This window comes from Geomonas subterranea, assembly GCF_019063845.1.
Classification (GTDB): domain Bacteria; phylum Desulfobacterota; class Desulfuromonadia; order Geobacterales; family Geobacteraceae; genus Geomonas; species Geomonas subterranea.
The window spans coordinates 642,619-662,257 of record NZ_CP077683.1 but is presented as its reverse complement, the minus strand read 5'-3'; the positions used below and the strand labels follow the sequence as shown (position 1 = coordinate 662,257).

General features: G+C 62.1%; 19 protein-coding genes. 4 read left to right on the top strand and 15 right to left on the bottom strand.

Annotated elements, in window-relative coordinates:
* Positions 1 to 9 precede the first annotated feature (9 nt).
* Positions 10 to 2,703: an Lhr family helicase gene (locus tag KP001_RS22175; RefSeq protein WP_275423344.1), complete on the top strand. Its 2,694-nt coding sequence runs from the start codon at positions 10 to 12 to the stop codon at positions 2,701 to 2,703.
* A gap of 149 nt (positions 2,704 to 2,852) precedes the next feature.
* On the opposite strand, the gene modF is transcribed toward KP001_RS22175, so the two are convergent.
* A complete protein-coding gene (gene modF / locus KP001_RS02880; protein WP_239027871.1) occupies positions 2,853 to 4,334 on the bottom strand; it encodes a molybdate ABC transporter ATP-binding protein ModF in 1,482 nt (493 codons plus the stop codon).
* A gap of 94 nt (positions 4,335 to 4,428) precedes the next feature.
* On the opposite strand from modF, the gene KP001_RS02875 reads away from it, so the two are divergent.
* A complete protein-coding gene (locus tag KP001_RS02875; protein WP_217288089.1) occupies positions 4,429 to 4,662 on the top strand; it encodes an RH3 domain-containing protein in 234 nt (77 codons plus the stop codon).
* A 208-nt stretch (positions 4,663 to 4,870) separates the two neighbouring features.
* Here the strand turns inward: KP001_RS02875 and nifS are convergent, their stop codons facing one another.
* The 3 genes from nifS to KP001_RS02860 all read right to left on the bottom strand — a co-directional run bounded on the left by nifS (position 4,871) and on the right by KP001_RS02860 (position 8,817).
* Positions 4,871 to 6,040, bottom strand: coding sequence for a cysteine desulfurase NifS (gene nifS / locus KP001_RS02870; RefSeq protein ID WP_217288088.1), 1,170 nt, complete (start codon positions 6,038 to 6,040; stop codon positions 4,871 to 4,873).
* Positions 6,037 to 6,897, bottom strand: a complete 861-nt coding sequence (gene nifU / locus KP001_RS02865; RefSeq protein ID WP_217288087.1) for a Fe-S cluster assembly protein NifU — start codon at positions 6,895 to 6,897, stop codon at positions 6,037 to 6,039. The genes nifS and nifU overlap by 4 nt, the downstream gene beginning before the upstream one ends.
* 495 nt (positions 6,898 to 7,392) lie before the next feature.
* Positions 7,393 to 8,817, bottom strand: a complete 1,425-nt coding sequence (locus KP001_RS02860; protein WP_217288086.1) for a phosphoglucomutase/phosphomannomutase family protein — start codon at positions 8,815 to 8,817, stop codon at positions 7,393 to 7,395.
* Positions 8,818 to 9,052: 235 nt separating this feature from the next.
* Between KP001_RS02860 and KP001_RS02855 the strand changes: the two genes are divergently transcribed.
* On the top strand, positions 9,053 to 9,346 hold the full coding sequence (locus tag KP001_RS02855) for a PxxKW family cysteine-rich protein (protein WP_217288085.1): 294 nt from the start codon (positions 9,053 to 9,055) through the stop codon (positions 9,344 to 9,346).
* A gap of 84 nt (positions 9,347 to 9,430) precedes the next feature.
* Positions 9,431 to 9,889, top strand: a complete 459-nt coding sequence (locus tag KP001_RS02850) for an NUDIX domain-containing protein (RefSeq protein WP_217288084.1) — start codon at positions 9,431 to 9,433, stop codon at positions 9,887 to 9,889.
* 280 nt (positions 9,890 to 10,169) lie between these two features.
* On the opposite strand, the gene KP001_RS02845 is transcribed toward KP001_RS02850, so the two are convergent.
* The 11 genes from KP001_RS02845 to aroC form a co-directional block, all read right to left on the bottom strand.
* Positions 10,170 to 10,991 carry a menaquinone biosynthetic enzyme MqnA/MqnD family protein gene (locus KP001_RS02845; RefSeq protein ID WP_217288083.1) on the bottom strand — a complete coding sequence of 274 codons (822 nt, stop codon included), beginning with the start codon at positions 10,989 to 10,991 and terminating at the stop codon, positions 10,170 to 10,172.
* 228 nt (positions 10,992 to 11,219) lie between these two features.
* Positions 11,220 to 11,609 (bottom strand): glycine cleavage system protein GcvH, encoded by a 390-nt coding sequence (gene gcvH, locus KP001_RS02840; RefSeq protein ID WP_217288082.1) that lies wholly within the window; start codon positions 11,607 to 11,609, stop codon positions 11,220 to 11,222.
* Positions 11,610 to 11,612: 3 nt separating this feature from the next.
* Positions 11,613 to 12,953, bottom strand: a complete 1,341-nt coding sequence (gene accC / locus KP001_RS02835; protein ID WP_217288081.1) for an acetyl-CoA carboxylase biotin carboxylase subunit — start codon at positions 12,951 to 12,953, stop codon at positions 11,613 to 11,615.
* Between the two features lie 94 nt (positions 12,954 to 13,047).
* Entirely contained in the window at positions 13,048 to 13,524 is a 477-nt protein-coding gene (gene accB, locus KP001_RS02830; RefSeq protein ID WP_217288080.1) for an acetyl-CoA carboxylase biotin carboxyl carrier protein, read from the bottom strand.
* A gap of 77 nt (positions 13,525 to 13,601) precedes the next feature.
* Complete coding sequence (locus KP001_RS02825; protein WP_217288079.1) at positions 13,602 to 14,669, bottom strand: aminopeptidase P family protein; 1,068 nt, start codon at positions 14,667 to 14,669, stop codon at positions 13,602 to 13,604.
* Between the two features lie 20 nt (positions 14,670 to 14,689).
* Complete coding sequence (aroQ, locus tag KP001_RS02820; RefSeq protein ID WP_217288078.1) at positions 14,690 to 15,139, bottom strand: type II 3-dehydroquinate dehydratase; 450 nt, start codon at positions 15,137 to 15,139, stop codon at positions 14,690 to 14,692.
* The gene (locus KP001_RS02815; protein ID WP_217288077.1) at positions 15,136 to 15,495 is read right to left on the bottom strand and encodes a roadblock/LC7 domain-containing protein; all 360 of its coding nucleotides are present in this window, start codon (positions 15,493 to 15,495) and stop codon (positions 15,136 to 15,138) included. Before KP001_RS02815 ends, aroQ begins: the two co-directional genes overlap by 4 nt.
* The gene (locus KP001_RS02810) at positions 15,485 to 16,639 is read right to left on the bottom strand and encodes a tetratricopeptide repeat protein (protein ID WP_217288076.1); all 1,155 of its coding nucleotides are present in this window, start codon (positions 16,637 to 16,639) and stop codon (positions 15,485 to 15,487) included. The genes KP001_RS02815 and KP001_RS02810 overlap by 11 nt, the downstream gene beginning before the upstream one ends.
* A 9-nt stretch (positions 16,640 to 16,648) precedes the next feature.
* Positions 16,649 to 17,728 (bottom strand): 3-dehydroquinate synthase, encoded by a 1,080-nt coding sequence (gene aroB / locus KP001_RS02805; protein ID WP_217288075.1) that lies wholly within the window; start codon positions 17,726 to 17,728, stop codon positions 16,649 to 16,651.
* On the bottom strand, positions 17,725 to 18,240 hold the full coding sequence (locus tag KP001_RS02800) for a shikimate kinase (protein ID WP_437178167.1): 516 nt from the start codon (positions 18,238 to 18,240) through the stop codon (positions 17,725 to 17,727). Before KP001_RS02800 ends, aroB begins: the two co-directional genes overlap by 4 nt.
* Positions 18,241 to 18,410: 170 nt before the next feature.
* Positions 18,411 to 19,592 carry a chorismate synthase gene (aroC, locus tag KP001_RS02795; protein WP_217288073.1) on the bottom strand — a complete coding sequence of 394 codons (1,182 nt, stop codon included), beginning with the start codon at positions 19,590 to 19,592 and terminating at the stop codon, positions 18,411 to 18,413.
* Positions 19,593 to 19,639: the final 47 nt, after the last annotated feature.

Genomic DNA, 19,639 nt, shown 5'->3' with positions numbered 1-19,639 from the left:
GAGGAGCTGATGCGCCGCCACTTCATGGACCAGGGGGCGGCGCAGGCGCTGGAGAGTTACCTGAAGCTGCAAAGGGAAGCAACCCGCGCCCCCCTCCCCCACCGCCATCACCTGCTGGTGGAACAGTTCCGGGATCCCGTCGGCGGTGCGGAGACCGCGCAGATCATCCTGCACACCCTTTGGGGCAACGCCGTGAACCGCCCCTTCACCTTCGCGCTCACCGCCGCGTGGGAGCGGCGCTACGGCTATCCGCTGCAGGCCTTCTACAACAACGACGGCATCGCGCTGCTGCTCCCCCACGAAATGGACCAGGTGGACGAGATACTCGAGATGGTCACCTCCGACAACATCGAGCCCCTGCTCAGGGAGTCGCTGGAGGGGACCGGCTACTTCGGGGCCCGCTTCCGTGAGAACGCTGGACGCGCGCTGCTACTTTCGCGGAGCAACTTCAAGAGGAGGATGCCGCTGTGGCTGAACCGTCTCCGTTCCAAGAAGCTCTTGGCCTCCGTGATGCGTTACCGCGATTTCCCGGTTCTGCTGGAGACCTGGCGCTCGGCGTTGAAGGATGACTTCGACCTGGTGAACCTGAAGCGGCTCGTGGAGGAGATCCAGGACGGCACCATCGCGGTCACCCGGGTGCAAACCAAACAGGCCTCTCCCTTCGCGCAGGGGCTGATCTGGCAGCAGACCAACAAGTACGTCTACGAGGACGACACCCTGGGGGGCGGGCGGAGATCCGCCCTGGGCAGCGACTTCCTGAAAGAACTGGCGCTCTCCCCGCATCTGCGCCCGCATCTTCCACCGGAGCTGGTGCGCCAGTTTCAGGAGAAACGGCAGCGGCTGGCACCGGGGTACGCCCCCGACTCGCCCCGCGAGCTGATCGACTGGGTCAAGGAGAGGTTGCTGGTTCCGTTCCCGGAGTGGCTGGAGCTGCTGCAGGCGGCGGCACGTGACGGCGGCCTGGGGGAAGAGGAGTTGCTGCCGCAGGTGGCGCAGCGCCTCGTCCTCGTGGAGTTCCCCGCCTCCGGGACTCCGCTGGTCGCGGCGCTGGAGATGATTCCGGAGACGGCAGAGGCCTTGGGACGAAGCCGGGAAGAAATTGGGATCTTCACCCTCCCTGAGCGTCAGCAACTGCCCGGAGCGCTGCGGGAATCGCTCGACAGGCTGTGGCAGCATGCAAAAGGTGCCGGTGACGCCGGTGAGGATGAAGAATCTGCACCGGCAAGGTTTCTGGGCAGGTGGCTTGGATACTACGGCCCCATGGACGTCGCCCTGTTGCAGTGCACCCTCGGCCTGAACGACGACCTGCTGCGCGACGCGTTGCAGACCCTGGAGGAAACAGGGGTGGTCACGGTTGACCAGTTCACCGCGGGCACGGCGCAGCCGCAGGTGTGCGACGCGGTGAACCTGGAGGCGCTGCTGCGGATGCTGCGCAGGTCGAGAAGACCCGTCTTCCAGGCGCTGGAACTGGCCCAGCTCCCGCTGTTCCTGGCGCAATTCCAGGGGATCGCGACCCCAGGCAGCACCCCGGACGATCTGCGGGACAGGCTCGAGCAGCTGCTCGGGGCGCCACTTCCGGTGGGTCTTTGGGAGGAGGATGTTCTTCCGGCCCGCCTGGCACCCTACCTTGGCGCCTGGCTGGACGGCCTGATGCAGAGCAGCGACCTGCTCTGGTTCGGCTGCGGACCCAAGAGGCTCTCGTTCGCCTTCCCCGAAGATCTCGACCTGTTTCGGGAGCGGGAGGAAAGCGATACGGTGGAAACGGTGTCCGGGCGCCCCTCACTCATTCCGGATCACCGGGGGCACTACAACCTGGGCGCGATCTGCTCCATAGCGGGAGTCACGGCGGCAACGGCGACCACGGAACTTTGGCGGGAGGCGTGGAGGGGAGAGGCGACCAACGATTCATTCATCGCGGTGCGCAAGGGGATCCTGAACCGCTTCGAGCTGCCGCAGGGGGATTCGGGACACCTCCGGCATCCGGTGCACGGACGGCATCCGCGACGGCTCCCCGGCAGCCGGTGGGAGCGCGCCCAGGAAGGTCCGGGCAACTGGTTCCTTCTGCCGGGACCGCAAACGGAAACCGATGCCTTGGAAAAGGAGGAAAGGAACAAGGATCGCGTGCGCGTGCTGCTGGAACGATACGGCATCCTGTTCAGGGAGCTTTTGATGCGGGAACTCCCCTCCCTGCAGTGGAGCCGCCTGTTCAGGACCCTGCGCATCATGGAGATGTCCGGCGAACTGCTTTCTGGCAACTTTTTCGCCGGACTTCCCGGGCTGCAGTTCGTCTCGCAGGAGGCGTACCGGATGTTGGAGCGTGGCCTGCCCCAGGACGCCGTCTTCTGGCTCAACGCTGCCGATCCCGCCTCGCTGTGCGGCAGCGGAGTGGAGGGGCTGCGCGCGGCACTCCCTTCCCGCATCCCGTCGACCCATCTGGTCTACCACGGCACGGACCTGGTCCTCATCTCGAGACGCTACGGCAAGGAGCTGGAGTTCAGGGCTGAAGCCGACCATCCCCAGCTGGATAGCTACTTTTCCCTCTTCAGAACCCTGGTCGGGCGCGACTTCAACCCGCTGAAGCGCATCACCGTGGAACGGATCAACGGCGAACCGGCCAAGGAATCGCCGTACGCCGGGGCGCTCAGGCGCTTCGGTTTCCAGGAATCCTACTCCGGCTTGGAATACTGGCGGCAGTACCCGTAGCGCCCTATCCTCCTCCCCCTCGCCCTCCGGGAGAGGGTGCCCGCAGGGCGGGTGAGGGAGATGCCACGAAGCCAGTTGGTTGCCTTTTGCAACGCCCTCACCCCTGCCCCTCTCCCGGAGGGCGAGGGGAACCTTGGCGGGGGGGAAGCCTACAGTTCCTCTGAGGTTGCTTGCGAGGTGATCGCCGCGGTGAACCCGCCCCCGTCCGCCGGCACCAGTTCCATGCTGTTGTCGATGCAGGGGATCCGGTCCTCGGCGTGGTGGTTCACGTAGAGGATCTGGGTGTTGCCGTTGCGTCCCAGGTGATCGATCAGTTTCAGCACCATTTCCCGGTTCACATCGTCCAGCCCCTGGCACGGCTCGTCCAGGATCAAAAGGTCCGGCTGTTTCACCATGGCGCGGGCCAGGAGCACGAGCCTCTGTTCCCCGTAGGAGAGATCACGAAAGGCGTGATCCCTTCTGTGGTCCATGTGCAGCAGCTTGAGCCATTCCAGCGCGATCTCCTGCTGGTGCAGGGTGTACTGGGAATACATGCCGATGGAATCGTACATCCCGGAGATCACCACGACCTTCACCGTCCCGCCGACCCGGTACTCCTGCTGCAGGGAAGTGGAGACCAGGCCGATCCGCTTCTTGATGTCCCAGACGCTCTCCCCGCTACCTTTCCTGCGGCCGAACAGGCTGATGTCGTTGGCGTAGGCCTGCGGGTTGTCGCCGCTGATCAGGCTCAAGAGCGTCGACTTACCCGAGCCGTTGGGGCCGCTGATCTTCCAGTGTTCCCCGGCTTTTACCGTCCAGTTGACGCCGTTTAGCACGCACTTCTCACCGTAGCGCACCGTCACGTCCTTCATCTCGATAAGCGGCTGCTCCGGAACGAGCGGCGGCGCGCTGCGCGCCGTGTCGATCTCGGGGAGGGTGTCCGGCAGGGTGTAGTGGAACGCGTGGAACCGGCGCAACGCCTCCGATCCCAGCATCTCCTCCCTGGTTCCGGACCTGAGGATGCGGCACTCCTGGAGGTAGGCGATGTGGGTCGTTTCCGGCATGATCTCGCTGAAGCGGTTCAAAAGCAGCACCACCTGGATGCCGCGTTCGATGCAGCGGCTGATCAGTTGGCGCAGCACGTCGGATGATTCACGGTCCAGCCCATCAAACGGCTCGTCCAATACCAGGAGTTCCGGTTCCTGCAACAGTGCCCTGCAGATGAGGGTTTTGCGCATCTCACCCGTGGAGAGAAACTTGATGCCGCGCTCCAGGATCCTGGCGAAGCCCAGCTCCCGTGCCAGTTCGACCAGTCGCGCCTCGTCGGCGTCGGTCCCGGCGAGGATGAACCGGTCGACGCGGGTTCCTTCGGTCACGTAACCGAGGAAGTCGGAGTCGTCGTTGTAGCGCTCCCTTTCCAGGATCTCATCGATCTTCTCGAAAGAGACAAACCCCGACCGGGCCGGGATACGGCTGGTGCCGGAGGTGACCGGCAGGTCGTTGCAGAGGAGTTTTCCCAAGGCCGATTTCCCCGACCCGTTCGCCCCGACCACGGCCCAATGCTCGCCGGGGTTGATCTGCATCGTTATCTCTTCCAGGGACCTCAGTTCCGTGATCCTTGCTTTTACCTTGTCCAAAATGATTTCGACCACTTTATTTCCCTTTAGCTTAAGCGGAATAATGCCTCCCAACGGCTCCGTTGACGCCATAGCGTCACTGCGTTATGCTCGGCGCGGAGGTAAAGACATGAGCGCACTAACAAAAAGAACACCTATTTACCTTGCCCCTGCCATGCATCGGGCGCTGCAGCACAAGGCCTTGGAAACATCGCGTTCCGTTTCCGATCTCGTGAACGATGCCGTCCGCAAGACCCTTGCCGAGGACGCCGAGGATTTGGCAGCTTTTCAAGAACGGGTCAACGAACCGCTGGTGACATACGAGTGTTTGTTCAAAGAGTTGAAGGTACCCCTGAACCAATGACCGTCCGTCCAACCTCCCCCTCCCTTGACGGGAGGTGGCAGGGGGGTGGGTGAACCCGGCACAGCAAAAAAAATGCTAGCTGACATCTCCCCCACCCCTACCCGAGGGAAAATTGTCGATATTAGAGCTATATCCAACAAACAAGGGGTGAGCACGACGTGCTCACCCCTTTTCTTTGGCTTCTTCTGCCCTGATGCGGCAGAGGTTATTACTTGTTCAGGAACTCGCGCCCAAACGGGGACATCGCGCGCAGGCGCGAGATGATGGGCGGCAACGCCTCGATGACCGCGTTGATATCGTCATCGGTGGTGAACCGGGACAGCGAGAAGCGGATGGAGCCGTGAGCGCAGGTGAAGGGTACGCCCATGGCGCGCAGCACGTGGGACGGCTCCAGCGAACCGGAGGTGCAGGCGCTGCCGGAGGAGGCGCAGATCCCCTTCTCGGAGAGAAGGAGCAGTATCCCCTCCCCTTCCACGAACTCCATGGCGATGGAGAGGGTGTTGGGAAGACGCTCGGTGCCGCCGCCGTTGATCCTGGTGTTGGGGATCAGTGCGGTCAGCTCGCGCTCCAGACGGTCACGCATCTCCCGCACGCGCCCCGCCTCGTCCGCCATGTACTGCTCGGCCAGCTGACAGGCCTTGCCCATGGCGATGATGGAGGCGGTATTCTCGGTGCCGGCCCTGCGCCCGCGCTCCTGGTGGCCGCCGACCAGCATCGGGCGGAACGGCGTGCCGCGCCGCACGTAGAGGACGCCGACCCCCTTGGGGGCGTGCAGCTTGTGCCCGGAAAGGGAGAGCATGTCGATGGCGGAATCCGCCATGTTCAGCGGGATCTTGCCGACCGCCTGCACCGCGTCGGTGTGGAACAGGGCGCCCTTCTTCTTGACGATTTTGGCCGCTTCCTCGATGGGGAAGATGACGCCGGTCTCGTTGTTGGCGTACATGAGCGAGACGATCGCGGTATCCTCATCGACCAGCTTCTCCAGCTCGGCCAGGTCGAGCTGCCCGTTACCGTCCACGTTCAGTTCGGTGACACGGTAGCCGCGCTTGGAGAGGTTGCGGCACTGGGTCAGCACCGCCGGGTGCTCGACGCGGCTGGTGATGATGTGGCGCTTCTCCGGGAAGACCTCCAGCGCCGAGCGGATCGCGGCGTTGTCGCTCTCGGTGCCGCAGGCGGTGAACACGATCTCGTCCGGCAGGGCGCCCAGAAGCGAGGCGACGCGGGCGCGGGCCTCGTCCACCTTCTTTTGCACCTGGCCGCCGAAGAAGTGCATGGAACTCGGGTTGCCGTACAGCTCGCAGAAGTAGGGACGCATCTCCTCGAAAACCCGCTCGTCCACCTTGGTGGTGGCGTTGTTGTCAAGATAGATCTCTCTCATCCCTGAACCTCCTGTACCGTGATGTCGGGGGAAACCAGTTCACGCAGCTTCTGCTCGACGAATTTGGCGGTGTAGCCGGAGGAGGCGCAACCGGCGCAGGCCTTCCTGAAGGCGACCTGGACGTTGGAGCCGTCGATGTCGATCAGTTCGAGGTCGCCGCCGTCAGCCCAAAGCTGCGGACGGACCTCGTTCTCCAGGGTCTCCTGGATCAGCTGCATCTTCCTGAGGTTGGTCAGTTTCGTCGGCTTCTCGGCAGCCGCCTTCTTCTCTTCGCCCATCACCTCGGCGATCAGCTCCTTGATCTTCGGGATGCAGCCGCCGCAGGCGCCGCCAGCCTTGGTGAAGTGGGTGACCTGCTCGGCGGTGGTCAGCTTGTTGGAGGCGATGACCTTCTTCAGGAAGACGTCGGTCAGGCCGAAGCATTTGCAGACCAATTCACCCTCGGTCTCGACGTGGTCATGGCCGTGGCCATGCGCCGGCGCCTCGACGCCGCGGTACTTGGCGATGGCGACTTCCAGCGCTTCCTGCCCCATGACCGAGCAGTGCATCTTCTCTTCCGGAAGGCCGCCCAGGAAGTCGGCGATCTGCTGGTTGGTGATCTCGAGCGCCTCGTCCAGGGTCTTGCCCTTCACCATCTCGGTCAGGGCCGAAGACGAAGCGATGGCGCTGCCGCAGCCGAAGGTCTGGAATTTGGCGTCGACGATGCGCTCCTTGTTCTCGTCCAGCTTTATAAACAGCTTAAGGGCATCGCCGCAGGCCAGGCTGCCAACCTCGCCGACCGCATCAGCATCCGTTATCTCGCCCACGTTCCTGGGGTTGAGGAAATGTTCTTTTACTTTATCGGTGTAGTCCCACATAGACCCTCCCTTCTAATTAGTCCGGTTATCATAGCGCAAAGGTTGCACAAAGGACAACCCCAAAACGAGCATAAATCACAGCGGCGCGGTAGGGTACCGGAATTTCCGTAGCGTTTCCGGCAGAAACTGCAATTCCCGCTCCGCTTTCGAACCGCCCGGAGCGAAAGGCAATCACGAAGCGATAACTGCGGGAATATGCGAAAAAAGTTCTGCTGTGCGAGTCAGTGACTATTGCCGGTACTTCATCGACGGTGCCGGCAACGTGACCGTCAACTGCCACACAAAAGAGCACCTGTAATAAAATGGGACGCAGTCACCGGCAGGCTGAAAGCCGTGCGCGCAACTGCGTCCCGTTGGAGGAGGAGGTTCATTCGGGTTCCCGTCTCAGAGCCCTTCCCTTCTGCCGCGCACCCTCTCTCCCCAGAAAGGTCCGCAGGATACCAACACCGTCCCAATACAGCCTTTGCGAAGGGGGGACGGGGGGTATTTGTGCTGTCACCCCTTGCCGAGTATGAATTCGCGCCCCGCTTCCGTCAGCGCCTGCAGGCGCTCCTCGCTGGATGCCTCGCAGTACAGGCGTACCACCGGCTCGGTCCCGGACTTGCGGAACAACAGCCAGCTGCCGTCTTCAAGGATGAACTTGTTGCCGTCGATGGTGATCTTCTCCTTGACCGCAACGCCGGCGAAACTGGCGGGTGTCGCGGCGATCCGGTCCGGGAAAATCTCTTCCAGCTCGGGAGAAAGGGTGAGGTTGACCCTCTTGGTAAGGTAACGTCCCACCTTATCGTACAGCCGTTCCAGGAGCGCCTTGACCGGCATCCCTTCGTGAGCCACCATCTCGGCGACCAGCAGGCACGCGAGAATGCCATCCTTTTCGGGAACGTGTCCCTTGATGGTGAGCCCGGCGCTTTCCTCTCCTCCGATGATGATCTTGTCCTGGGCGATCAGTTCGCCGATGTACTTGAAGCCGACGGGGGTCTCGTAAACCTTCACGTCGTGCATCTTGGCGACCGCATCAACCAGATGCGAGGTGGCAACCGAACGCCCGACGCCCCCCTTCATCCCCTTGACCCGGACCAGGTAGTCGAGCAGCAGCGCTATGATGTAGTTGGGCTCGATGAAGGAGCCGTCGCCGTCCACGATGCCGAAGCGGTCCGCGTCGCCGTCGGTGGCGATACCGAGGGCGATTTCGGGGTCCTGCTGAACCAGCTTGATGAAATCCTGGATATACTTCTCGCTCGGCTCCGGAGGGAAGCCGCCGAAGTAGGGGTCGCGGTTGGCGTTCATCTGCACCACATTCACACCGTGCGCCTTGAGCGGCTCGGCGAGATAACCGCGTGCCGTGCCGTAGAGCGGGTTGACCGCGATGGTGCCGAGTTTGGCGATGGCTGCGAAGTCCACTTTCTTGGCCAGGTCGTCGAGGTAATCCTGCATGGGATCGATCTCGACCAGAAGCCCTTTCTTCATGGCCTCGTCGATGGAGCACTCGTTATAGCAGATCTCCCCCAGCATCTCGTTGGCGCGGCGCTCGATGTCATTGGTGGTCTGCGGCAAGGCGGGGCCGCCCCAGGAGGGGGAGAACTTGATGCCGTTATACTCCGGCGGGTTATGGCTGGCGGTGAAGTTGATGGCGCCAGCGACCCCGCGCCGGAGAATCTCGAAGGAAATCACGGGGGTGGGGGTGTCGCGCACACAGAGGAAGGTGGTGATGCCGGAGCCGGTGAGGACGCGGGCCGCCTCCTTTGCGAAGGCCTCGCCCATGAAACGGGAGTCGTACCCGACGATGATACCCTTGCCCCCCTCTCCGTTACTCTTAACGTGGTCCGCGATGGCTTGGGTCACTACCTTAACATTCTCAAAGATGAAGTCTTCACACAAGATGCCGCGCCAGCCGGAAGTGCCGAAAGTGATCCGCTGCATAATCCCTCCACGAATGTAATAGTAAGGTCGCCTGAATCTGGCTCTTCCCGGTTTTGCGATGTCTAAAATAGCGAAAACAGTAGCGCCGATCGACCCGATACAATAATTACTAGAGATTAATCCAGTCATCGGGGAGAGTCAAGTTTTAGCGAAAAAAGTGGGTTGACATTTTTCTTTCGAAATTGGTAGAGTGTCCTTTATCAACCGATTACGAAGCAATTGAGGAGGCTTAAACATGCAATGTCAAACCGTACTTCCTGGTGCCGAGTGCACTTTCTGGGGTAAACAGGGTTGTGTATTCACCGAAGGTTCCTGCCAGCTGATCGTGGAGAACTGCGAAGGTTGTGACAGGGTCGTAGACGGCTCCATCGGGAAGGTTTGCAGCGCATACCCGGCCCCCGAGAAGAAGTGGGTCGGCGGTATCTGCAACTTCGCTACCCACGTCAAGGTCGAGCTCAAGACCGAAGACGCCAAGATCAACCCGCTCAAAGCTTCCAAGAAAGCCGCAGGCGCCAAGAAGAAAAAGTAGCACACAAGGCAATTTGTTGTACCTTAAGAAGGGAGGACTCAGGTCCTCCCTTTTTTTTACCCCTGAATTCACCGGAGGTGTGCGATGCCATTTGATTTTCTGGCCTGCCCCGCTTGCGGGGCCAAGGTGAAAGAGTATAAGAATCCGCTCCCCACCGTGGACGTGATCGTCGAACTCCCGGACGGGATCGTGCTAATCGAGCGCAAGAACGAGCCGCTAGGATGGGCCATACCCGGCGGCTTCGTCGATTACGGGGAAACGCTGGAACATGCGGCCGTACGGGAGATGGAGGAAGAGATTGCGGTCGTTCTGGAGGAAAAGGATTTGAGGCTGTTGGGATGCTACTCCGATCCGGCCCGCGACAAACGCAGCCACAACATCTCGACCGTTTACGTCGCAAAGGCTACGGGCACCCCCAAGGCTGGCGACGACGCGGCAGCCTTCGCCATCTTCCCCATCGACGCCCTACCCCAACCGCTCTGCTTCGACCACGCCCGGATTCTGTCCGACTACCGCAGAAAAAAAGAAGCTGGAGAGATTTGAACGACGGAAAACGGTTGAGACGAAAAGAAGTGCGTTCAAAACGCGAATAGATTTTTTCAAACACACCTGAAGTGAAGTTATCGCGCAAGAAGAATGCGAAAACTTCAGTGACATCGGTTTGAAACGAAGTGAGTTGCGTTCAACACGTGGAAAGATATTTTAAACACACCTCAGGTGAAATTCCCGCACAAAAAGAATTCGAAAACGTCACCGCCCCAGGTTTGAGACGCAAAAAGGTGCGCTAACCTCCGGTTCCCCTTTTTGGTCTCCACCTCCCCCCTTACTCGAAAAAACGCAACTCCGGCAGGCTCGGGATGAGCCCCATCTCGAAGGCGTGCCGGAAGAAGAGCCGCGCGCCTTCAAGGTGCGCGTCGGTCAGCTCGTACGAGATGGTCTGCCAGTAATCCACCAGCGCCTCCTCGCTGAGCCAGGCGCGCTCCTCGCAGTTCGCCGCGATCTCGGCATAGCTCGCGTAGGCGAGCTTCTTCGCCGCCACCAGGTCACGGGCCAGCGCCTCCAGTTCGGCGCGCTTCTCCAGCGCCGCCTCGCGCCGCACAATCCAGAGAGCAAAGACGAAGGGGAGCCCGGTGAACTCGTGCCAGAGCTGCCCCAGGTCGTAACAGAAGAACCCGGAACCTGAAGCGGCCCCTTTCAGGGCGGCGTCACCGATCAGCAGCAGGCCGGGAAACTGCTCCAGCGCCCGGGTGAGCGGCAGCGTGGTCCGCTCGAAAGCGTTGCTGAAGCCATATTTCCTCCCCAGCAGCACCTTGAGGAGGTTTACCGAAGTATCCGATTCCGCGGTAAGCCCGATGGGGGCGCCGTCCAGCTCCTCCACGGGAACTTTGGAGAAAAGAAACACGCTCTTCACCGGACCGATGGCGCTGATGGAGAGCTCGGGGAGCAGACAATACTGCTCGTGCGCCATGGCGTACTCGATCGAGGAGGAGGGGCTGAGGTCGATCTCGCCGGCGCGCAGCATGGCGTTCAGACGCGCCGGGACACCGTCCACGAAGCGGTACCCGGTGCAGTCGAAATGGGAAGCGAGAGCGGTGAATATGGGAGTGCAGTTAGCGTACTTGATATGTCCTATGTTGATGGTCACGACAAAACTCCGGGATGAGGCTGAGGCAAAAAAGGTTTGATTGACATCCCCTCTCCCTCTGGGAGAGGGGCAGGGTGAGGGATTAACTGCAGCCGGCAGCGCCCTCACCCGCCCTTCGGGCACCCTCTCCCGGAGGGAGAGGGTACTCGTGGAAGATAGTAGCTGATCGGAAAAGGAAAAGGCGAGAGGAACTCTCGCCTTTTCAGGTATATCTCGAACAGGTAACGGTTATTCTTCGGAAACGGAGACGGTGTCCTCGTACAGCTCGGCGGACATGAGAAGGTTCAGCTCCTCCGAATCGGCCATCTCGATGACGACCAGCCAGCCGGCGTCGTAGGGATCGTCGTTGACGAACTCCGGCGCGGTGCCGAGCTCGGTGTTGACCTCGAGCACGGTGCCCGAAAGCGGCGCGTAGAGGTCGGCCACCGTTTTTCTCGCCTCGATGGAGCCGAACGAATCGTCCTGCTCCAGCTCGTCGCCCGGCTCCGGGAGCTCGACCGAGGTGACGTTGCCCAACTCCGCCTGCGCGTAGTCGGTGACCCCGATTACGGCACGGTCACCCTCGACGCGAACCCACAGGTGCTCTTTGCTGTATTTAAGCTCTTCTGGAAAGTCCATAGCTTACTCCAGTACCAGCCTTTCGATGAAGCCGGTGTCTATGTTCCCTTCTATGAAGTCTTTGTTGGCCATGATCCGCTTGTGGAACGGGATGGTGGTCTTGATGCCGTCCACGATGTACTCGTCCAGGGCGCGTGCCATGCGCTTGATGGCCTCTTCCCTGGTGTCGGCGTGCACGATGAGCTTGGCGATCAGGGAATCGTAGTGTGGCACGACGGTGTAGTTGGTGTACACGAAGGAGTCGACGCGGACGCCGAGCCCGCCCGGGGTGTGGTGGTCGGTGATCTTGCCGGGGCACGGGGTGAACTTCACCGAGTCCTCGGCGTTGATGCGGCACTCGATGGAGTGCCCCTTGATCTTGATGTCATCCTGGGTGTAGCGGAGCTTTTCGCCGTAAGCGGAGCGGATCTGCTCCTTCACGATGTCGACGCCGGTGATCATCTCGGTCACCGGGTGCTCCACCTGCACGCGGGTGTTCATCTCCATGAAGTAGAAGTTGTTGTTCTTGTCGACCAGGAACTCCATGGTCCCCACGCTGTTGTAGTTGACGGCCTTGGCCGCGGCGACCGCGGCCTCGCCCATCGCCTTCCTGAGCTCAGGGGTGGTGACGGTGGAGGGAGCCTCCTCGATCACCTTCTGGTGACGACGCTGGATGGAGCAGTCACGCTCGCCCAGGTGGATCACGTTGCCGTGCTTGTCGGCCAGGACCTGGATCTCGACGTGGCGCGGGTTCTCGCAGTAGCGCTCGATGTAGACTTCCGGGTTGCCGAAGCCGGTCTGCGCCTCGGTCCTCGCGGTCATGAACGCGTTGGGGAGGGCCGCCGGGGAGTGCACGATCTTCATGCCGCGCCCGCCGCCGCCTGCCGTCGCCTTGATGATGACCGGGAAGCCGATCTCCTTGGCGACCTTGATCGCCTCGGTGACGTCGTGAACCCCTTCCTTGGTGCCGGGAAGGATGGGCACGCCGACCTTGATGACCGCCTGGCGGGCGGAGATCTTGTCGCCCATGATGCGCATGCTCTCGGCGGTGGGGCCGATGAAGGTGATACCGCACTTCTCGCAGATCTCCGCGAACCTCGGGTTTTCCGACAGGAAGCCGTAGCCGGGGTGGATCGCCTCCGCATCGGTAAGTTCCGCCGCGGAGATGATGGCGTTGATGTTCAGGTAGCTGGAGAGGCTGGGAGCCGGACCGATGCAGACGCTCTCGTCGGCGAGTTTCACGTGCAGCGACTCGGCGTCGGCGGTGGAGTAGACGGCGACCGTCTTGATCCCCATCTCCTTGCAGGTCCTGATGATCCGGAGGGCGATCTCCCCCCGGTTGGCGATAAGAATTTTATGGAACATCGATGTCTCCGAAAAACAGGTTGAGGTTGAGGTTAAGGTTGAGACTGAAACAACGTCTCCGCGCCCTTAATCTTTATCTTGATCTCAATCTGCCTTAAAGCTTCTCCACCACGAAGAGGGTGTCGCCGTACTCGACCGGCTGCGCGTTCTCCTTGCAGATCTTCACGATCTTGCACTTGAACTCCGCCTCGATCTCGTTCATGAGTTTCATCGCTTCGACGATGCAGAGAACCTGCCCCTTCTCGACGATCTGGCCGACTTCCACGAAGGGAGCGGCGTCCGGAGCCGGAGCACGGTAGAAGGTACCGACGATGGGGGAGGTGATCACGTCGCCCTGCTCCTTCTCTGCGGCAGCCGGAGCGGCTGCGGCGGGAGCGGCAGCCGGAGCTGCGGCAGCCGCGGGAGCGGCCGGAGCGTACTGGTAGGCGACGGGCGCCTGCATCTGGAACTGCGGAGCAGCGCTGCAGCCCCTCTTGATGACGACCTTGTCATCTGCGTTTTCCAGCTCGAACTCGGTGATGTCGGTCTCCGTTACCATCTTGATCAGCATCTTCAGGTCTTTTATATCCACATCATTCTCCTTTTCTTCACTTTATTGCATGGTTAAAGGCCTTCCGAATCGACGCCGGACAGGCCCGCCTAAAACTCTCAGAGAATCATCAGCTCTTTGGGCACCCTGGTGATGGGACGGCAGCAGTTCTGCTCGACCACCACGGTGTCCTCTATCCTCACGCCACCCCACCCCGGGATGTAGATCCCCGGCTCGATGGTGAAGACCATACCCTCCTGGATGACGTGCTTGCTGCGCGGCGAGGCCGTGGGGTGCTCGTGGATGTCGATGCCGACTCCGTGCCCAAGGCCGTGTCCGAAATATTCCCCGAACCCCTTGCCGGCGATGTAGTCGCGCGCCTTGGCGTCGACGTCCCGGAAACTGAGGCCGGGATGGACCGCCTCCATGGCCGCGCGCTGCGCCGCCAGAACCGTTTCGTACACCTCGCGCTGCTTCGGGTCGGGCTCCCCAAGACATACGGTCACCGTCTCGTCCGAGCAGTAACCGCGGTAGATGGCGCCGTAGTCGATGGTGACCAATTCCCCCGCCACCAGCTTCTTCCCGGAAGCGCGCCCATGCGGCAGCGCACCGCGTTCGCCGGAGGCGACTATGAAATCGAAAGATTTCCCTTCCGCCCCTCTCTCACGCATGGCCACTTCCAGCATCCAGGCCACTTCACTCTCGGTCATCCCCGGCTTCAGGCGCGCCACGGTCTCCAGGAGTGATTCCGAGGCGATGGCGGCCACCCGTTCGAGGATCTCCAGTTCGCCGGCGTCCTTAACCGTCCTGAGGCCGGCCAGCTCGCTGTCGGCGTTCAGGTACTCGATTTCCGGCGTCCTGCCGCAAAGCTCCTGGTAGAAAGCGACTGTGGTGGAGCCGGCTTCGAAGGCGACCCTGGTCGCGCCGCTTTGCAGCAGCAGTTCGGCCAGCGTATCCATCCGGTTCGAGAACTCGATGACCTTCGCGCCCGTGACCTCGGCGCCAGCCTGGGAGGTGTAACGGGAGTCGGTGAGAAACCACCCGTCTTCTGGAGAGATTATCAGCAGCGCCTCGCTGCCGGTGAACCCGGTGAGATACCGGATGTTGCTCAGATTGAGGATCAGCAACAGTTCGGCATCCAGACGTTTCAGGCATTCTTGGGCCGCAAGGATTCTGTTACCTATCATAATTCCGCCCGTATGACAATCTATTTTCCCAGCCGTTTGGCAAGGGCGCGCAGCCCCAAAAGGTAGCTTTCCGCGCCGAAACCGCAGATCTGTCCGACCGCTACCGGGGCGATGAAACTGTGGCTTCGGAAGGGCTCCCGGGCGTGCACGTTGGAGAGGTGAACCTCGACGGCCGGAAGTGCGGTTGCGGCGATGGCGTCGCGGAGGGCGACGCTGGTGTGGGTGTAGGCTGCGGGGTTGATCAGGATCCCCTGGCAGGTGCCGAGGGCTCCCTGGATGGCGTCCACGAGACCCCCTTCGCTGTTGCTCTGCACGATCTCGAGCTCCAGCGACAGTTCCGCCGCCAGTTCCAGCAGTGCGTTGTTGATCCCCTCGAGGGTGGTGGTGCCGTAGACGCCAGGCTCGCGGACCCCCAGGAGGTTCAGGTTCGGCCCGTGCAGGACCAGGATCTTCGCGCTGGCGGTGCTCATTGCAGCGACTCCCGGAAGCCCGGTGCCGCGCGTTTGAGGAGGAAACGGGCCTTGCCGAAGTTGCCGTCGGAAGGAAGCACCAGCGCCGCGAAGAAGTCATCGCTGATGCCACGCACGATGACGCAGCATTTCTCGGTGATGATGGAAACCTCTTCCAGATCGCCGGTCTTCAGCACGCCGACCGTCCGTTTGACCTCCTTCAGCACGGAGGCGTACTCGATGGTCATGGTCTGCACGTCCACCCCGGCCCCGTCGCGCAGGTACTCATCGATGGCGATGCCGTCGTATCCCATGATGACTCCGCCCAGGCCGCCGCTTTCCGCGACAATCTCCTTAAGAATCCCCTTAAACCCCATCTTTTCTTCTCCTTATGTTTTCCAGCCAGCGTTGCAGCGAGCTCTCAAGATCCTCATCGGCGGGGGCCTGCTCCGGCTCCCGGAGCTGCTCCAGTGGTGCCGATTCCAGCTGCGCCGGCGTCTCCATTCCTGCGAAAGCAGCGGGAGCGGCGGTCTGCTCCAGGCTTATCGGCACCTCCATGGCGGCGGGGCCTTCGTGGCCATCGAACCCGGTGACGGTAGATGCTGCAGGCGCTGCGGGTGCGACAGGTGCGACAGGTGCGACAGGTGCGACAGGTGCGGCGGGTGCGGCGGGAGTAACCGGTGCCGCAGCGGCGGCCTGCTGCAACTGCTTTTGTTCGGCCAGTTCCTCGTGCCTGAGCCGGTATTGCTGGTTTTCGGGATGCGCCGCGAGAAGCTCGCCATAGATCACCATCGCCTTGTCCAGGAACCCCTGCGAGACGTAGAGCTCCGCCAGGGTCGCCGTGGTGAGCGGGTCCGGAGCGGCGCCACGCGACTGCGACGCCGCGGGAGCCGGCACACCGGAAAGCTCCTCAAGGTCCTCGATGGCCCAGATGTCTTCTGCCGCATCAGTCCGGACGGGGGGCGTGACGGGTGCCGCCTGCGGCGGCGCAGGGACGGCGACCGGCTCGGCCTCGGCTTCCTCATCGAGCACTTCCAGCTCTTCTATGATCTCGAGTTCTTCCAGCACTTCCTCGTCGGGTTCCGCAGCGGGGGGGGAAGCCGGTGCCGAGGCTATGGAGTTGAGAAGCATGGAGCTTTCCATGTCCTCCGGGTCGCGGGCAAGCAGATTTCCCAGCACCTGGCGCGCGAGTGCCAGTTCCCCCACTTCTACGTAGAGCTGGCTCAGCAATTTCATCGCCTGGATGTGGTCGGGGTTGAGGGAGATCGCCTTTTCCAGGGCCTGCCGTGCCTCCTGGGGCATCCCCTTCGCGTAACAGGCGTTGCCGAGCGCGACGAATCCCAGCGCGTACTCCGGATGCGCCGCGCACCCTTTTTGGGCCACGGAGACGGCATCGTCCAGAAGGCCGAGCTTCCGGTACAGGTCGGAGAGCGGTGCGAAGCAGAGCGATTTCGCGTCCGCCACCAGCATGTCTTCGTAACGCTGAATCTCAGTCCAAAACGATAACGCGTCCTCTACCATGTCACGCTCCTATGCGCAGATCTCGAGAAGTGCTTTAAGGTCCGTCACCCTTTCCATCTTGTAGGCGCCGATACCGCGGTTGCAGATGAAGAGCAGCCCCTTGTCGCGCACCTTCTTGTCGTGGGAAAGAGCCTCCACATACCTTTCCGGCGGGAATGCCGGAAGCTCGGCCGGAAGCCCCAGCGCGGCGATGAGTGCCTCGATCCGGTCCCGGTCCGTCTGGTTGCAGTAGCCAAAGTGCTGCGAGATCTTCGCGGCCTGCACCATGCCGATGGCGACGGCCTCGCCGTGCAGGTAGGTGGCGTACCCGGTGAGGGTCTCGACGGCATGTCCCAGGGTATGCCCGTAGTTCAGGACCGCCCGCACCCCCCCTTCCCTCTCGTCCACCGCCACGACCTTCGCCTTGATCGAGCAGCTGCGGGCGACGGCCTGGATGAGGGCGTCCTTGTCGCGCGCCAGGAGCGCATCGACGTTGTCCTCGAGGAAACGGAAGAAGTCGCCGTCCAGCACGGCGCCGTACTTGACGATCTCGCCAAGTCCCGCGCGGAACTCGCGCTCCGGCAGCGTGTCCAGCGTCTTCACGTCGATGAGGACGCCCTTGGGCTGGTAAAATGCGCCGATCAGGTTTTTGCCGCGGGGGTGGTTGATGCCGGTCTTGCCGCCGACGCTCGAGTCGACCTGGGACAGGAGCGTTGTGGGGAGTTGCACGAAGGGGATGCCGCGCAGGTAACTGGCGGCCGCGAAACCAGCCATGTCGCCGATCACCCCGCCCCCCAGGGCGAGGATGAAGGAACCCCGGTCCAAAGAGGCGTCCACCAGGGCGTCGTAGATCTGGTTTAAGGTGGTGCTGTTCTTGTACGTCTCCCCGTCCGGGAGCGAGACCAGGAGCACCTGGTACCCTGCCGCCTCCATGGCGGCGCGCACGGCGTCGAAATAAAGCGGCGCGACGGTGGTGTTGGAAACGACGGCGGCGGTGCCGTTGAGCCCGAGTTCACGGCAAAGGGTGCCGACGGTTCCGAGGATGCCGGCGCCGAGCAGGATGTCGTAGCTCCGCTCTCCCAGTGCCACTTTAATCTGTTGGACGTTCACAAAGACCCCTTACAGTAATCCAGTACATGCTCGCACACCGTGGCGATCTCCTTGCCGGTGGTGTCGATCCGGACGTCGGCATCGGCGTAGAATGGCTCACGCCCCTCCAGCATGCTGCGGATCTTCAGAAGCGAGGCGTCGTCCGCCAGCAGCGGTCGCTCGCTGTCGCCGCTCACCCGCTGGGCGATGGTTTCCACGCTGGCGGTGAGGTTCACGATGCAGCCGTGGCTGCGCATCACGGCCCGGTTGACGGGCGCGATCACCACGCCTCCGCCGGTGGACACGACCTGGCCGGAGCCAGCCGCTACCCGTTCGAGCATCCTCGATTCCAGTTCCCGGAAATGGGGCTCGCCGTCGGCCGCGAAGATCTCCTTGATGCTCCGCCCCGCCGCCTCGACGATGACCTGGTCGAGATCGACGAAGGTCCAGCCGAGCCGTTGCGCCAGCAGTTGCCCCACGCTGGTCTTGCCGCACCCCATGAAACCGGTGAGAAAGATGTTCTTAAAGCTCACGGTCAAACCTCTAACGCAAAGACCCAAAAGACACCAAAAAAAAAGCATATTGGGTAACGCAAAGACGCAGAGACGCTAAGACAGAACAAAAGGCAAAAAAGATTTTGGGTCGAGACCCTGTTTATCGGTGTTCTTTGCGACTTTGCGGCTTTGCGTTAATATCTTTGTCTTTAAAACTCACGCAGGTATTCGATGTAGGAGGAGTAGTTCCTGGCGGTCTCGGCCACGGAATCGCCGCCGAACTTCTCCATGAAGGCGTTGGCGATCTCCACGGCGACCACGGCCTCGGCAACCACCGATGCGGCGGGAACGGCACAGCAGTCCGAGCGCTCCACGGTCGCCTCGAAAGGCTCCTTGGTCAGGATGTCGACCGACTTGAGCGGCGTGTACAGGGTCGGAATGGGCTTCATGGCACCGTACACCACGATCTCCTCACCGTTGGTGATCCCCCCCTCCAGACCGCCGGCCCGGTTGGTGGTGCGGTAGAAACCGGTCTTCTCGCCGCGGGCCACGCGCTGCTCGTCGAAGTAGATCTCGTCATGCACCTGGGAGCCCGGTAGCCGCGCCGTCTCGAATCCCGCACCGATCTCCACCCCCTTGAACGCCTGGATGCTCATCACGGCGGCGGCCAGGCGCGCGTCCAGCCTGCGGTCCCACTGCACGTGGCTCCCGAGCCCCACCGGCATTCCGGTCACCCTGACCTCGACCACGCCACCGAGCGTGTCGCCTGCGGCCTTGGCGCGGTCGATGGCCTCTATCATCTCCAACTCCGCCTTGGCGTCGTAGGTGTAGACCGGCGACGAGGCGATGGCGTCCTGCAGCGCCTTGACGGAAAGCTCGGGGCGCTCCGCCTTCACGCCCCCCAGTTCCACGACGCACCCGGTCACGGCGATGCCGAAGCGGGCGAGGTAGGCCTTGGCCACGGCGCCCACCGCGACACGCACGGCGGTCTCGCGGGCGCTGGAGCGCTCGAGGATGTTGCGCACGTCGTTGTGGGCGTACTTCATGGCGCCGGGGAGATCGGCGTGTCCCGGGCGCGCGCGGGTGACGCGGATGGAGTCGTCGCGGTGCTCGGCGCTGACGGACATCCGCTCTTCCCAGTTCACCCAGTCGGTATTCTCCACCACCAGGGTGATGGGGGAGCCCAAGGTTTCGCCCCAGCGGACGCCGGAACGGATGCTGACGCGGTCGGTCTCGATCTTCATGCGGCCACCGCGGCCGTACCCACCCTGCCTGCGCAGGAGATCCGCGTTGATATCGTTTTCGGTGAGTTTAAGTCCCGAGGGGATCCCTTCTACAATGGCGGTCAACTGCGGCCCGTGAGATTCTCCCGCGGTAAGGTATCTGAACATGCCTGCTCCTCGTGTGCTGATTCAACGCCATCGGCCGTTACTACCGT